This is a genomic window from Thiocapsa roseopersicina (genome assembly GCF_900106925.1).
In the GTDB taxonomy this organism is placed as follows: Bacteria; Pseudomonadota; Gammaproteobacteria; order Chromatiales; family Chromatiaceae; genus Thiocapsa; species Thiocapsa roseopersicina.
On the sequence record NZ_FNNZ01000020.1, the window covers coordinates 26,365 to 41,076 of the forward strand.

At 64.4% G+C, this 14,712-nt stretch carries 11 protein-coding genes; 9 read left to right on the forward strand and 2 right to left on the reverse strand.

The annotated features are described in order from the left end of the window. Nucleotides 1-71: 71 nt before the first annotated feature. A complete protein-coding gene (arsB, locus tag BLV04_RS18135) occupies nt 72-1,217 on the reverse strand; it encodes an ACR3 family arsenite efflux transporter (RefSeq protein ID WP_093035530.1) in 1,146 nt (381 codons plus the stop codon). Between the two features lie 208 nt (nt 1,218-1,425). Continuing rightward, a complete protein-coding gene (locus BLV04_RS18140; protein ID WP_093035533.1) occupies nt 1,426-2,190 on the reverse strand; it encodes a sulfurtransferase in 765 nt (254 codons plus the stop codon). A 1,281-nt stretch (nt 2,191-3,471) separates the two neighbouring features. On the opposite strand from BLV04_RS18140, the gene BLV04_RS18145 reads away from it, so the two are divergent. The 9 genes from BLV04_RS18145 (at nt 3,472) to BLV04_RS18185 (ending at nt 14,667) form a co-directional block, all read left to right on the forward strand. Beyond that, entirely contained in the window at nt 3,472-4,425 is a 954-nt protein-coding gene (locus BLV04_RS18145) for an acetylxylan esterase (RefSeq protein ID WP_093035536.1), read from the forward strand. A 314-nt stretch (nt 4,426-4,739) separates the two neighbouring features. Next, the gene (locus tag BLV04_RS18150) at nt 4,740-5,468 is read left to right on the forward strand and encodes an esterase family protein (protein ID WP_093035539.1); all 729 of its coding nucleotides are present in this window, start codon (nt 4,740-4,742) and stop codon (nt 5,466-5,468) included. 304 nt (nt 5,469-5,772) lie between these two features. Then, the gene (locus tag BLV04_RS18155) at nt 5,773-7,113 is read left to right on the forward strand and encodes a glycosyltransferase family protein (protein WP_093035542.1); all 1,341 of its coding nucleotides are present in this window, start codon (nt 5,773-5,775) and stop codon (nt 7,111-7,113) included. Nucleotides 7,114-7,125: 12 nt separating this feature from the next. After that, nucleotides 7,126-7,491, forward strand: a complete 366-nt coding sequence (locus BLV04_RS18160) for a DMT family transporter (protein WP_093035545.1) — start codon at nt 7,126-7,128, stop codon at nt 7,489-7,491. Nucleotides 7,492-7,600: 109 nt separating this feature from the next. Beyond that, nucleotides 7,601-8,269, forward strand: coding sequence for a phosphate signaling complex protein PhoU (phoU, locus tag BLV04_RS18165; RefSeq protein ID WP_093035548.1), 669 nt, complete (start codon nt 7,601-7,603; stop codon nt 8,267-8,269). Between the two features lie 356 nt (nt 8,270-8,625). Beyond that, on the forward strand, nt 8,626-10,029 hold the full coding sequence (locus BLV04_RS18170) for a bifunctional enoyl-CoA hydratase/phosphate acetyltransferase (RefSeq protein WP_093035551.1): 1,404 nt from the start codon (nt 8,626-8,628) through the stop codon (nt 10,027-10,029). An 18-nt stretch (nt 10,030-10,047) separates the two neighbouring features. Next, on the forward strand, nt 10,048-11,238 hold the full coding sequence (locus BLV04_RS18175) for an acetate/propionate family kinase (protein ID WP_093035554.1): 1,191 nt from the start codon (nt 10,048-10,050) through the stop codon (nt 11,236-11,238). A 121-nt stretch (nt 11,239-11,359) separates the two neighbouring features. Beyond that, nucleotides 11,360-12,139, forward strand: coding sequence for an enoyl-ACP reductase FabI (fabI, locus tag BLV04_RS18180; RefSeq protein WP_093035556.1), 780 nt, complete (start codon nt 11,360-11,362; stop codon nt 12,137-12,139). Between the two features lie 83 nt (nt 12,140-12,222). Continuing rightward, a complete protein-coding gene (locus BLV04_RS18185; protein ID WP_093035559.1) occupies nt 12,223-14,667 on the forward strand; it encodes a DUF3141 domain-containing protein in 2,445 nt (814 codons plus the stop codon). Nucleotides 14,668-14,712 lie beyond the last annotated feature (45 nt).

The following is a 14,712-nucleotide window of genomic DNA, read 5'->3' on the forward strand; positions in this document are numbered from 1 at the left end:
GCACCGGCAAGCACCAGGATCACGACGGCTAGGGCGGGAAGAAGGCGTGCGACGGTCTCCATCGCGGCCCCTCAAACGGCCGATGCAGAGCGTTCGGGTGCGGCCGCGACCGGAGGGCAGCATTCGTCGTAGGTCGGAATCCCCGGGCGCGACTCGTACCAGCCTTGGGTGCGCATGACGACATGCACCACAAGCAGCATTACCGGGACCTCGATCAGGACACCGACCACCGTGGCGAGCGCCGCCCCCGAGTTGAAGCCGAAAAGCGCGATGGCGGTCGCCACGGCCAGCTCGAAGAAGTTGCTCGCGCCGATCAGGGCGGAGGGTCCGGCCACGCAATGCGGGGAGCGCACCGCGCGGTTGAGCAGATAGGCAAGCCCCGAGTTGAAGAAGACCTGAATCAGGATCGGCACCGCCAGCAGGGCGATGATGAGCGGCTGCGCGATGATCTGCTCGCCCTGAAAGCCGAACAGGAGGACCAGGGTGACCAAAAGGGCGATCAGCGAGAGCGGCTGCATGAATGCAAGGACCCGGCGCAGCTTCTCGCCGCTCGGGTCCTGCTTGAGTAAGAGTGTGCGCCAAATATTCGCGATGATCAGCGGCACCACGATATAGAGCAGCACCGACAGCAGCAGGGTGTCCCAGGGCACCGTGATCGCGGCCAGCCCGAGCAGGAGTCCGACGATCGGCGCGAAGGCGAACACCATGATGACGTCGTTGAGCGCGACTTGCGTGAGCGTGAAGTGCGGCTCTCCGCGCGAGAGATTGCTCCAGACGAAGACCATGGCCGTGCAGGGTGCGGCGGCCAACAGGATCAGCCCCGCGATGTAGGAGTCGACCTGCTCGGGCGGCAGATACGGCCGAAACAGCCAGCCGATGAAGAGCCAGGCCAGCAGGGCCATCGAGAAGGGTTTGACGCCCCAGTTGATGAAGAGCGTGACGCCGACCCCGCGCCAGTGCTCGGTCACGCCCTTGAGCGCCTTCAGGTCGATCTTCAGCAGCATCGGTATGATCATCAGCCAGATGAGCACAGCCACCGGCAGGTTGATCTGCGCGACCTCGACCGCAGCGACCGCATGGAAGGCTCCGGGAGCCAGGTGACCCAGAGCGATGCCGACCAGGATGCAGATGAAGACCCAGAGGGTCAGATAACGTTCGAAGAATCCCATGGGTGCGTCGGCGGCGCGTTTGCCCGTGGTTTCGCATTGGCTGCTCATGTTGCCCTCGCAGTTGGACTCGAGATGGGCGCGCCGGGCCGGAATCCGGATCGGCGCGCGCGCTGACGAGGATCATATCCGGTCTTCCGTATATATGAAAAACCGAACGCGCCTGCGTTTGATCCGGGACAGGTGTTTGACCATCAAGTCCATCGCCTGCTACTCGGCCTCCAACGGGAGATAGGTCCGGTTACCGCTGCGCCGATCATTAGAGCGCAAAGTCACCACCGTAAGGCTCGGGTCCGTCGACGACCGGCAGAGTCAGCTCGTTGCCCCAGTGCGACCAGCCGCCGTTGTAGAGCCGCACGTCCTCGTAGCCGAGATGCTTGAGCTGCAGGTAGGCCAGGCCCATCCGGAATCCGTCGTGGCAGTAGACATAGATCCGCTTGTCCTTGGGGATGCCGGCATAGAGTGTCGCCAGACTCTCGTCGCTGCGCCATTTTCCGGTCTGTCCATCGACACCGTCGAGACTGACGACGTTGACGGCGCCCGGAATGTGGCCGCCCATGATCGAGTGTCGGATCACCTCGCCGGTATACATGTCGCTCGGGCGTGCATCGAGCAGGACCACATCCGGATCGCGGCGCGAGACGACATCGTCGTAGACGGCGGGCCATTCGATGAAGAGCGCCGGGTCGGCGTCCTTCAGGGTCACCGTGCCGGGCGTTTTCGGCGGCGTCGGCTCCTTCTCCAGCTCGTTGAAGCCCGTCCATTCGAGGGTCCCGCCGTCGAGGATCTTCACCCGGTCCATGTCGAAGCCGTAGAGGTCGAGCAGGAAATACAGACGCGCCGCCAGCGCCGTGCTGGAATCGTCATAGATGACGAGTGTCGAGTCGTCGTCCAAGCCGTCCGCGAGCCAGTCGGCATCGACCAGGAAATCCGGATCGGCGAGCGCCTGGATGGGCGCAATCGCCAACGCGAGCAGCGCGGCGAACCCGATGGGCAAGAGTGCCCGATACGGCCTGTGCGACATGACAGTCTCCTCTGATGGCGTGTTGAGTCGTTGGGTGGCGCTGCGGGCCGGGCACATCCCGTGCGCCGACCCGGAAGCTCGTTCACGCGTCGGCTGACCCGAGATTCGAGCAACGGCTCGCCCATGCCGGCGACCATGCGGTCTGGGGGCAGCGGCATCGCGATCAGGCGCGGCCCATCGGTCGGGGCGACGCCGCAGTCGTCGAGCAGCCCTCGGACCGCGTCGATGACGGGCGCGGCGGGGTGGGAGTCGGGATGCGCGCTTTCTCCGGCCGGACACCGGGCGCAGAAGCCGCGGTCGAGCAAGGCGACGGGGCGTCCGTCGGCCTCGGCCGTCAGCTCCGCGAGTGCGGCGGTGGAGAGCCCGCCGAGACAGGGAACCCGCACCGCTGGGCGAGTCCTTCGCAGGGACTCGCCAGCAATCGATCGTGATCATCCCGCCCGTCGTCGGAGTGATTTCGAATCCGGGCACGGACAGTGCCTCGGTCGGACAAGCTACCGCTCAGCGGCCGCAGTCCACGCAGCCCGAGGCCAACTCGGGTCCTCCCGATGTCGCGACCAGTGCGCCGGTTGGACAGGCGTCCGTGCAGCGTCGACAGGACATCTCCGGGAATCGCGCGGGCAGGCAAGACCCTTCCCGATAGGCGAGGCGGGCCGAAGGGCCGAGCGCTTTTGCAGGTGGGATCTGCCGCCGGTGCTCGAGGGTTGCGGTCGGGGAGGGCGCCATGACGTCTCTCGGTCGCGCCGTCGAGGGTCGACGGCTTCGGTATCGGCCTATGTAAGCAGGCGATATACCAGACTCTGCGACTATGCTCTGTAAGCGACTGAATGCTATGCCTCGACACGGATGCAAGCCGTCGATCCAACAGCCTTCCCGAAATGCCGGGTTACAAGACGGTAACGCTCTATCCCGTCATCTCCGGTTGAATCAACGAAAGATTAGGGTCTTGCGTCCGAGGTAACACGAATGACGAAGTGTTACCGAAAGGAAACGCATGTGAGACATCAAGGTCGGGAAGCCGCGAGCCGCGCTCCTTGCTGCATGCCTCGCTGGTCCACTCGGCAGGTCCGGGCCGATCCGGATTCCAATTCGGGGAATCTCTATCCGCGGTTTCGGCTCACACGTTTGTCACGACAATCTGCGATGCTCTTGGCCATCGGCGATGGATGTCGTTTTACCGACTCAAAGTCGAAACAGCATCCGGTGCATCGGGCGGCGACATCGGCACGCCGGCGGCGCGATACTCTGCACCTTGATCCAAGCCCGACGAGTTCCTCTGCGATGCCCTTCGCCCACGGCTTTCCCTTCGATCCGAGCTACGGCTATGGCCTGGATGCGCTTCTGGCGGTCGAGCCGCCGCCTGAGCCCGCCGATCTCGGCGCCTTCTGGCGCACCCGCTACGCTCGCGCATTGGAGGTCGAGCCCAACCCCCGCTTGCGAATCTCGGGCGAGACCCACCCGCGTTTTCGAGTCCACAACCTGGAATATGACTCGACCGACGGGTTCCCGATTCGCGGCTGGCTCCTGACACCGCGGGTTGGCTCGCCTCGGCGAGGGTTCGTGCTGGGACACGGCTACGGCGGCATCGAGGTTCCACCCTACGACCTTCCCCGCGACGACGGGGTCTATCTCGTGCCCTGCTTCCGCGGCTTGGGCCGCAGCCAGCGCCCGCCGATCTCGGCGGACCCCGATTGGCATGTGCTGCACGATATCGACAGTCGCGACAACTACATCCTGGGCGGCTGCGTGGATGACGTGTGGGTCGGGGTCTCGACCCTGCTTCTGCTCTTTCCGGAGTTGGCCGGCCATGTCGGCTATCTCGGCATCAGCTTCGGCGGAGGGATCGGAGCCATGGCGATGGCCTGGGATGCGCGCATTGCTCGTGGCCACCTCAACGTGCCCAGTTTCGGTCACCAACCGCTGCGGCTTGCCTTGCCCAGCATCGGCAGCGCGGCTGCCGTTCAACGCTGCGTCGGCGCCCGGAGTCGAATCAGCGATACCCTCGCGTACTACGATGCCGCGGTTGCCGCGCGGTCGATCCGTCAACCGATGCATGTCGCCGCCGCCCGCTTCGATCCGGCCGTCGCGCCGCCCGGGCAATTTGCGGTCTACAACGCCATCCCCGGAGACAAGCGGCTGTTCGTGCTCGACGCAGGACACTTCGACTATCCCGGGCGGGCGCGTCAGACACATGATCTGCTTGCCGAGCTCTGGGCTTTCTTCGCGCCGCTTTGAGGTTTCGTTCCAGCCCAATGGATTGGCGAGACAAGAGACCAGTCCAGCATCCGGCGTCGAGTATCAGGTCGTGCTCCTGCGAGCATGTTCTTTCCGGCCGGCAACGCTCGCGCACCCCATCCGAGCGTCACACGATTGCAACCGTGGATGCCTACAATTCTGCGTATAGGGACGAGGTGAGCCAACCTGGTCGCTATGCCCATTGAATGGGGCCTCTTGGTTGGCGAGCCGTCGCCCCGTCTTGGTTCCGGCGAAGGTTATCAACCATTCGTGTGCAGCGTCTTTTTTGTCACTGGACTCAATGAAGCTCGAGAATGAAGCGCGAATACCACAGATGGTACAGCGACCGGCTCGGCCGGGACATGGAGCTGCTGGTCTTCGGCCATGCGGGAGCCAAGGTTCTCGTGTTTCCGACGCGCGACGGTCGCTTTCATGAATATGAAGATCTGCGCTTGATCGAAGCACTCGGTCACAAGATCGATGCCGGCCAGCTTCAGGTCTATTGTGTGGACAGCATCGTTTGGGAGTCGCTCTACTGCGAGTGGTGTCACCCCGCCGATCGTATCCGCCGGCATTGTGCCTTCGAAGACTATGTCCTCAACGAAGTCCTGCCCTTGATGGCAATGAAGAATCCACACCCCTGCACCATCGCACATGGCTGTAGCTTGGGGGCTTACCACGCCGTGAATATCGCGCTGCGGCACCCTCATCTCTTCAAGAAGATTGCAGCCTTTTCGGGGCGCTATGACCTCACCCTGGAGGTGGACTGCTTCCGCGATCTGTTCAGCGGTCACCGCGACGACCTGATCTACTTCCACAGCCCTGCGCAGTTCCTCGCGAACCTCGACTGTCCGGAACGCCTTGCCGCCCTGCGCGGCATGGACATCACCTTGGTGGTCGGCAACGAAGATCCATTTCTCGATCACAATCGCCGGTTCAGCCACTTGCTTTGGGCGAAAGGGATTTGGCATGCGCTGCACGTGTGGGACGGCCGTGCGCACCGCGGCCACGATTGGCGGCGCATGGCGCCGCTCTATGTCTGAAACCGGGTCTGAATCTCCTCGCGCGTCGCTATCGGGGGATCGGATCGGGCCTCGGCGGGCGGCCTCGCCGAGCCGACTGACCCGGTCTGCACGCAACGTCCGACGGCGCGAGCCCTGGCGCGCGTGACCCATCGCGTCCCCGCATCGACGGGTGTCACACGATTGTCACCGGAACCGTCGATAATCCGGCCTACCTTGACCGGATGTGGTCCAGCCGCCTGGAACCTTGCGTCGTGACTCTTCGCCCGCTGGCTGAACACCACAGCTCCCCTCGCCGTCCCCGTAGCGCTCGGCAAATGCCCTCATGACGACCGTCGATCTCATCTGGTTCAACGCCGGGGGTGGTCATCGTGCCGCGGCGCTGGCATTGGAGCAGGCGATCCATGATCAGGGTTTGCCCTGGCGTGTGCGCAAGGTCAACCTGATGCAGGTGCTGGACCCGCTCGGGTACTTTCGCCGCATCACCGGGATGGAGCCCGAGGACATCTACAATCGGCGCCTGGCCACCGGCTTTACGCTCGGGCTGGCGCAGGAATTGAAGCTTCTGCAAGGCATGATCCGCTGGACGCATGCCCTCATGGTGCAGCGCCTGGCGCTGCATTGGCGAACGACGCGGCCCGATCTCGTCGTTTCGCTGATCCCCAATTTCAACCGAGCGCTGCATGACAGCTTGGCGCTGGCCGCTCCGGGCGTACCCTTTGTCACGGTACTCACCGACATGGCCGACCACCCGCCGCACTTCTGGATCGAGCCGGACCTCGCTCAGCATCTGGTGTGCGGTACGGCCTACGCGTACGCGCAGGCCATGGATGCCGGCTGCTCGCCGGATCGTGTGCATCGCAGCAGCGGGATGATCCTTCGCCCGGAGTTCTATGCGCAGGCGCCCATCGCACGCACCGAAGAGCGGCAGCGGGTGGGCTTGGATGCGGCCACGCCGACCGGTTTGGTCCTATTCGGCGGCACCGGTTCGCGGGCGATGAAGGGCATCGCCGCTCGTCTGCCGAAGACCCCTCTGATTCTGATGTGCGGTCGCAACGAGGCGCTGGCAGCGGAGCTCCGCGCTCTGCCGGCACAGGCGCCGCGTGTCGTGGTCGGTTTCACGACCGAGGTTGCGCGATGGATGCGTCTGGCCGATTTCTTCATCGGCAAACCGGGACCGGGCAGTTTGAGCGAAGCCGTTCACCAGGGATTGCCGGTGATCGTAACCCGCAATGCCTGGACCATGCCGCAGGAACGCTGGAATACCGAGTGGGTGCGCGAACATGGCCTGGGAGTCGTGCGACGCAGTCTTCGGTCCATCAACGCAGCGGTCGACGACATCACGCGGAACCTGCCGGAGTACCAAGCCAGGGTACGCCGGATCGAGAACCGTGCTGTTTTCGAGGTGCCGCGGATCCTCGCGAAAATCCTCGAGCAGACGCGACAGCCTGCTCGGGCCGCGAGCCGAGTGCCGGTGTTGGGTCTGGTCGAGTCATCCTCCGAGCACCGCGAGATGGCCGCGGCCGATCGGCCGGCGATCTCCGAGTACCCGGCTCTCTTAAGGGGCTGCCCGTCGAAGGCGGTATCCAAGATCCCGAAGCTGGGCCGCGCAAAGCGCAAGGAGCGCAATCTCGTTGCCCCTTCGATCGTGACCAAGAAATGGTGAGCGGATGAACCGATGAACACGACATTCGCTGCAATCGGCTGCGTTCTGCTGTCCGTCACCGCACAGTTTCTGATCAAGGCCGGCATGTCGAGCGTCGCGGTCAAGGCGGCGTTGGCGAAGCCCGCCGCGCTGCACGTAGCAGGAACCGTCATGCTTAATCCCGCCATCATCGGCGGCTTTGCGCTCTATACGCTCGGCGCGGTTGTCTGGTTGTGGGTGCTGGCGCGGTGGGACGTCAGCAAGGCCTATCCATTGGAAGGTTTGGGATTCGCCTTGGCGTTGCTGGTTGGATTTCTAATCGGAGAGCAGGTGACCCTGCTGCGCGCCCTGGGTGTATTGTTGATCTGTGCAGGGGTGTTCGTTATCAGTGCAAGTTGAGCATGCGCACGGGTCGCGGTCATCGCATCGTCAAACTTGCTCGGTATCGTGGCGGGTCAACGATCCACCCCCGCGTGTAGACGACCCTGAACCGCTCCGGAGGCCGAGCATGGCTGAGTCACCCTTACTGGTTGAAAAGAAGCGCGATGCATTGCGACAGGGTTTGCTTGCCCTAGGGGAGCAGGTCGAGGTGGCGTTGCGTCAATCGCTGGACGCCTTGCGTGGACACGACCTCGATCTGGCTCGGAGGATCGTGGATGGTGATCAAGCGATCAACCTCCGGCGCCGTGTCCTGGAACAGGAGGCATTGCTCGCACTGGCCGCCTATCAACCGGCAGGCGCCGATCTGCGCATGGTCGGCGCCGCCATGGACATGGTGGCGGAAGCTGAACGTATCGGGGACTATGCCGCGGACGTCGCACGGATTCTGCTGCTCAACGCCGATCAGGTGTTCCCGGCCCCCCTGACAACACTCGTCACGGAGATCGGCGAGGCCGCCGTCGCCATGTTCCGCGATGCCATGGCGGCCTACGGTCGCAACGGCGGAGACGCGGCGATGGCGCGAGCGGTCGCGATCCGCGACGACCAAGTCGATGCCCTCCAGCGCGAGCTCATTGCCGCAATCGTTGCGTCGATCCGAAGCGAGCCGGAGGTCGCGGCCTGTGGCGTTGCACTCTCCTGGATGGCTCACAACTACGAGCGCGTCGCAGACCGCGCGACCAATATCGCCGAACGGGTGGTCTACATCGCGACCGGGCAGATCCCTGAGCTGAATTGAGCCGCATCGGGGACCGACCGCAACGCGGTCGAGACCCGTCTCTGCGCTCCGCAGAGGGACATCGGTGCTCCCCCGAAGGGTCGACCCGCAGCGAAGACCGCCTGGGGCGATCGCCGAGACCGCGACCCGGGCGCGGGCAGCCAGCTGTCGGCACCTCCGGTCTCATCGCCGACATCTCGGACGCGCCTAGGACGATTCGGCACCCTCCATCGAAATTCTCCCAATCGACATCTTCCGGACACGCGTCCTTCACCGGCGCGCTTTAGTCTCTTGTGCGGCGCAACATCCCGCGGCGCCTTGGCGCTTTCCGGCCCCGAACCCGTGAGCCGCCGATCCTCTCAGCCGGAGTCTTCACCATGGCCGAGTACCTCGAGAACCGGGTCTTCGACGAGATCCGAGTCGGTCAGACTGCAGAGCTTCAACGTACCTTGACGCGAGACGATATCGCGCTCTTCAGCAAGGTCTCGGGCGATCTGAATCCGACTCACATCGACGAGGAGTATGCGAAGGCGCGTGGCGCCAAAGGCGTGGTCGGTCACAGCCTTTGGGCGACCAGCCTGGTCTCCAGCCTCCTCGCGAACGTCCTGCCCGGCCCCGGGACGGTTTACCGCACCCAGGACGCGGTCTTTCATCGGACCGTCGATCTCGGCGACACCCTCACCGGCCGTGTCAAGGTCGTCGAAAAGGGACCCGAGACGCTGGTGACCTTTGCGTGCGAGGTCCTCAACCAGCGCCACGAACCTGTGATGACGGGTCTCGCCTCGGTGAATGCGCCGACCGAGAAGCTGCGGATCGAGATCCCGGATCTCGCCGAGATCTCGGTGCGCCATCACGACAGCTTCGGGGTTCTTCTGGAGCAGGCGACGCGGCTGGAGCCCGTCCCGACCGCGATCGTGCATCCGGTGGATCAGGTGTCGCTGGAAGGTGCGATGGAGGCGGCCGAGAGCGGCTTCATCCTGCCGATCCTCGTCGGACCGGAGGCGCGGATTCGAGCGATCGCCGACCAGTACGGGATCGATCTGGGCGGTGCGCGGATCATCGACGTCGAGCACAGCCATGCCGCCGCGGCCCGCGCGGTCGGCTTGGTGCGCGAGGGTGCCGCCGAGATCCTCATGAAGGGCAGTCTGCATACCGACGAGGTACTCGCCGCCGTCGTCGACCGCGTGAGCGGGATCCGCACCGAGCGGCGCATCAGCCATATCTTCCTGATGGACGTGCCGACCTATCCCAAACTCCTGCTGATCTCGGATGCGGCGGTCAATATCGCCCCCGATCTGGACGCCAAGGCGGACATCTGCCGCAACGCGATCGACCTGGCCCACACGGTGGGGGTCGAGCGACCCAAGGTCGCGATCCTCTCCGCCGTCGAGACGATACGTCCCAAGATCCAGTCGACGCTGGATGCGGCAGCGCTCTGCAAGATGGCCGATCGCGGCCAAATCACGGGCGGCATCCTGGACGGTCCGCTCGCGATGGACAACGCCATCAACCTGGAAGCGGCCCGCATCAAGAAGATCGACTCCGAGGTCGCCGGTGTGGCGGATGTCCTGATCGCCCCGGACCTGGAAGCCGGCAATATCCTCGCCAAGCAGCTCATCTTCCTGGCCAACGCCGAGGCATCCGGGATCGTGCTGGGTGCCCGGGTGCCGATCGTCCTCACCTCGCGCGCCGACAGCGTGCGGACCCGTCATGCCTCCGCGGCCACCGCTGTCCTGCATGCCCATGCGGTGCGACGCGGCCTTCATAAGGCCGGGTTTTAGAAGGCTCGGGAGACAGCCATGAGCGACTTGATCCTGACGCTGAATGCCGGCTCCTCGAGCATCAAGTTTGCGGTCTATGCGGTCGAGGGCGAGGGCCTGCAGCAGACCATGAAGGGGCAGGTCGAGGGGATCGGCACCCGACCGCATTTCGTCGCCAAATCTGCCGACGGGGCCTTATTGAGCGAGAGCTACTGGCAGCCTGTCGAGGGCGCACAGGGTCATGCGCGCGCCTTCAAGCAGATCTGGAGCTGGCTGGCATCCGCCGCGGAAGGGGCTCGGATCCAGGCTGTCGGGCACCGCGTGGCCCACGGTGGCGAGGCGTACGCTCGGCCGGTCCTGATCGATGACGCCGTGATCGATGTCCTGACCGGCCTGATCCCGCTGGTCCCCCTGCATCAGCCCAACAACCTAGCCGCCATCCGCGCGGTCGCGGCGGATCATCCCGATCTACCGCAGGTCGCCTGTTTCGATACCGGCTTTCATCGGGGTCGTCCGACTGTGACCGAGCAGTTCGCACTGCCGCGTGCGTTGCTTGATCGGGGGATCAAGCGCTACGGCTTCCATGGTCTCTCCTACGAGTACATCGTCGAGCGGCTCCGCGAGCTGGCTCCGGAGCTGGCCTCCGGTCGGATCGTGGTCGCGCACCTGGGTAGCGGATGCAGCATGACCGCCATGAAGGAAGGTCGCAGCGTTGAGACGACCATGAGCTTCTCGGCGCTCGACGGTGTCCCGATGGGGACACGTTGCGGCGTGCTCGACCCGGGCGTGCTCCTCTTCCTGATGCGCGAGGAGCGCATGGGCGTCTCCGATCTGGAGCGGCTGCTCTACAAGGAGTCGGGTCTGCTCGGTCTGTCGGGTGTGAGCAACGATCTGCGCGACCTGCATCGCAGCGACGACCCCAAGGCGGCCGAGGCGATCGACTATTTCGTCTACCGCATCGGGCAGACCCTGGGCGCGCTCTGCGCCGCGATCGGCGGACTCGATGCACTCGTCTTCACGGCGGGGGTCGGCGAGAACGACGCCGACATCCGTGCCCGTGTCTGTCGGGATGCCGCCTGGCTCGGCATCGCCATCGACCTGGAGGCGAATGCCGCGGGGGCGCTTTGCATCAGTCCCGAGGGTCGGCAGCCGTCGGTCTGGGTCATCCCGACCGACGAGGAGCGGATGATCGCGACACATACCTTGCGGGTCGTTCGCGCCGCCGCCTAAACCGCGTCCAGAGCGACATGCGTCATTTTCATTTTGCGTTTGGCTTCGAAGATGTCCTCGATCTCGGTGGGGCGCGGTTTAAACAGCCCTTTCTTGCTGAATCATTTCATCGGAACTGCACATGATCGATCAAGACTATTTTTCCCTTGCCGGCAAGAAGGGCCTGATCCTCGGGATCGCCAACGAGCACTCCATCGCCTATGGGTGCGCCCGCGCCTTCAGAACCCTGGGTGCCGATCTGGCCGTGACCTATCTCAACGAGAAGGCGAAGCCCTTTGTCGAGCCCTGCGCCCAAGCGGTCGAGGCCAGCCTCTTTCTGCCGTGCGACGTGACCCAAGAGGGCCAGCTCGAAGGGGTCTTCGAGACGATTCGTGAGCGTTGGGGCCGGATTGACTTCGCCGTGCATTCCATCGCCTTTGCACCGCGCGAGGATCTTCAGGGCCGGCTGGTCGACAGCTCCGCGCACGGCTTCGGCGTGGCCGTCGATGTCTCGGCCCATTCCTTCCTGCGGATGTCCAGGCTCGCCGAGCCCCTCATGACCGACGGCGGCTCCCTCTTCGCGATGACCTTCTACGGCTCCGAGCGGGTGGTAAAGACCTACAACCTGATGGGGCCGGTCAAGGCCGCGCTCGAGTCAGCGGTGCGCTACACCGCCGACGAGCTCGGCCCGAAGAACATCCGGGCCTTCGCCGTGTCGCCCGGACCGCTGGCGACCCGTGCGGCATCCGGTCTCAAGGACTTCGACGAGTTGATGGAGGAGGCCCGAGCCAAGTCACCGCTCGGTCGACTCGCGACGATCGACGACGTCGGTGCGGTTACGGCCATGCTGGCGACCCGCACCGGCGTGATGCTGACGGGCCAGACCATTTACGTGGACGGCGGTTACCACATCAAGGGTTGAGATCGCGATCGGGCCTTCGATCGGGAGTCGACGTCGTGACCGGATCCATACCGAGAAACGCACTGATTCAGCGGAGCAATGCCATGTTCGATGTCGCCGATTTCGCCAAGTATTCGGATCCCTTCAAGCTGCTCGCTCAACCCCTCGACCCTAAGGACGTCTTCGATGCCTGGGCCCGAGTCCTGCCGCTGTCTCGACCCTCGACGAACGGCGCCGAGGACAAGTCTGCCGACGCCGGTTTGCCCGACCTCAAGGTCGACGAGTACGCCGACTACGTGCGGGACCTGGAGCGGATCCTTCAGGCCCATGGTTGGCAGGCGTCCGAGAGCACGCTGACCAACATTCGCAAGAACATCGACGCCTGGACCAAGATCAGCGGCGCCTTCATGACGCCCATGCTGGGCAAGCACTGGCTTGACTACACTTTGGATGCCGCGCAGCGTTCGGTGCTCTACACCGATGCCTTGCGTCAGCGGGGCAACCTCTTCGTCGAGCATGAAGAGGGCAGCAACAAGACGGTGCTGAGCTGGGATCACGAGATGGTCGTCGACGGCACCAAGCTGGCGCGTCCGGTCAACTATTCGCTGGTCCGGATCGTCCCGCCGGCCGGCGTCGCGGTGCGCGAAGACGGTCGGCCCTACATCATCATCGATCCTCGCGCGGGCCACGGCTCGGGAATCGGTGGATTCAAGAACGAAAGCGAAGTGGGTGCCGCGATTCATCAGGGCCATCCGACCTATTTCGTGACCTTCACACGCCTGCCCGTGCCCGGCCAGACCCTCGCTGACGTCACCGCGGCCGAGGCCGACTTCGTCCGGGAGGTACGTCGGCGCCATCCGGATTCGCCCAAACCCGTCGTGATCGGCAACTGTCAGGGCGGCTGGGCAGCCATGCTGCTGGCTGCGACCAACCCGGACATCACGGGTCCGGTCGTCGCGAACGGCGCGCCGCTCTCCTATTGGGCCGGTCAAAAGGGCAAGAACCCGATGCGTTATCTGGGCGGCCTGGTGGGCGGCGCCACCACCGTGAAGCTCCTCTCGGATCTCGGCAACGGCCAGTTCGACGGGGCCAACCTGGTTTCGAACTTCGAGCGCTTGAGCCCGAGCAATACCTGGTGGTCGAAGTACTACAGTCTCTGGGATCAGGTCGACACTGAGGTCCCGCGGTTCGTCGGCTTCGAGCGCTGGTGGGGCAGTTTCTACTTCATGACCCCGGCCGAGATCAGCTGGATCGTCGAGAATCTCTTCGTCGGCAATCGTCTCGGGCGGGGTTGCGCCAATCTCAACGAACGCACCCATGTGGATCTGCGCAACATCAACTCCCCCATCATCATCTTCGCCTCGCACGGGGACAACATCACACCGCCGCAGCAGGCGCTGGGATGGATCGCGGATCACTACAAGGATGTCGAGGAGATCCGGGCCCGCGGACAGCGCATCCTCTATACGCTGCACGAGAATGTCGGCCACCTGGGGATCTTCGTCTCCTCGTCGGTCGCCAAAAAGGAGCATGACCAGATCATCTCCACACTCAAGGCGATCGAGGCCCTCGCCCCCGGGCTCTACGAGATGGTCATCGCCGAGGTCCAGGGCGAAGGGGTCGAGAAGTCCTTCAAGGTGGCCTTTGCCGAGCGCAGTATCGAGCAGATGATGGAGCAGACCGGCGGGGACGATTCCAATCGACCCTTCGCGGCGGTTGCCCGTTTCTCCGAGATCGGCACCGAGATCTATGACCTGACCCTACGCCCCATCGTCCAGGCGATCAGCAACGAGACCAGTGCCAAGTTGCTCGCCGATACCAGCCCGATGCGGATGCAACGATGGCTCGAGAGCGATCGCAACCCCCTGATGCAGCCCGTGCAGGGGCTGGCGGAGGATGTCCGCAAGCAACGCCGCCCGGCCGCGGACGACAACCCCTTCCGGATGATGGAGCGGGCGGGTGCCGGTCTGGTCACCCAGTGGTTGGACAACGCGCGCGACATGCAGAACGCCATGATCGAGTGGAACTTCCACCTGCTCTGGGGTGCGCCGCCCGTGCAGGCCATGGGCGAGCGGCTCAGCAGGACCGTCAGCGAAGCGCCGCGCGAGGATCTGCGGACCCTGACCTCCGTCCAGGACGCGCTCGATCGGATCGAGCTTGGCGACTTCGCGGACGGCGTGATCCGCATGCTGATCTTCTTGGCGAGCTCGCGTAAAGAGGTGCGGCGTTCCCGTTTGGAGCGCTCCAACCGGATGCTGATGGCGACGGAACCCTTTGCGAGCATGAAGGCGAAGCACCGCACGCGCATGATCCACAAGGAAAGCCTGATCGTCGGCTACGAGCCCGAGGCGGCGATGGCCGCCTTGCCGAAGCTGATCCTCTCGATGGAGGATCGGCGCCGCGCGATGGCCCTCTGCGAAGAGATCGCCGGTTCTCGCGACGAGATGAGTCCGGAGACGCTCGCGATGCTCGATCGCTTGGCTCGGGTGCTGGACCTGGAGTCATCGCCCGCGTTGGTCGAAACCGAAACCCTGCGTCGGATCGCCTGAGGCCGCAGAGCAGGGCGGGTCGGTCGACGGCGGATTGACCTGCCC

Excerpts from the sequence above, each read along its gene's own strand:
- phoU (WP_093035548.1), top strand. The coding sequence starts at position 7,601 with ATGGCTGAGTCACCCTTACTGGTTGAAAAGAAGCGCGATGCATTGCGA.
- BLV04_RS18160 (WP_093035545.1), top strand. The coding sequence starts at position 7,126 with ATGAACACGACATTCGCTGCAATCGGCTGCGTTCTGCTGTCCGTCACC.
- BLV04_RS18175 (WP_093035554.1), top strand. The coding sequence starts at position 10,048 with ATGAGCGACTTGATCCTGACGCTGAATGCCGGCTCCTCGAGCATCAAG.
- fabI (WP_093035556.1), top strand. The coding sequence starts at position 11,360 with ATGATCGATCAAGACTATTTTTCCCTTGCCGGCAAGAAGGGCCTGATC.
- arsB (WP_093035530.1), bottom strand. The coding sequence starts at position 1,217 with ATGAGCAGCCAATGCGAAACCACGGGCAAACGCGCCGCCGACGCACCC.
- BLV04_RS18155 (WP_093035542.1), top strand. The coding sequence starts at position 5,773 with ATGACGACCGTCGATCTCATCTGGTTCAACGCCGGGGGTGGTCATCGT.
- BLV04_RS18140 (WP_093035533.1), bottom strand. The coding sequence starts at position 2,190 with ATGTCGCACAGGCCGTATCGGGCACTCTTGCCCATCGGGTTCGCCGCG.
- BLV04_RS18185 (WP_093035559.1), top strand. The coding sequence starts at position 12,223 with ATGTTCGATGTCGCCGATTTCGCCAAGTATTCGGATCCCTTCAAGCTG.
- BLV04_RS18150 (WP_093035539.1), top strand. The coding sequence starts at position 4,740 with ATGAAGCGCGAATACCACAGATGGTACAGCGACCGGCTCGGCCGGGAC.
- BLV04_RS18170 (WP_093035551.1), top strand. The coding sequence starts at position 8,626 with ATGGCCGAGTACCTCGAGAACCGGGTCTTCGACGAGATCCGAGTCGGT.
- BLV04_RS18145 (WP_093035536.1), top strand. The coding sequence starts at position 3,472 with ATGCCCTTCGCCCACGGCTTTCCCTTCGATCCGAGCTACGGCTATGGC.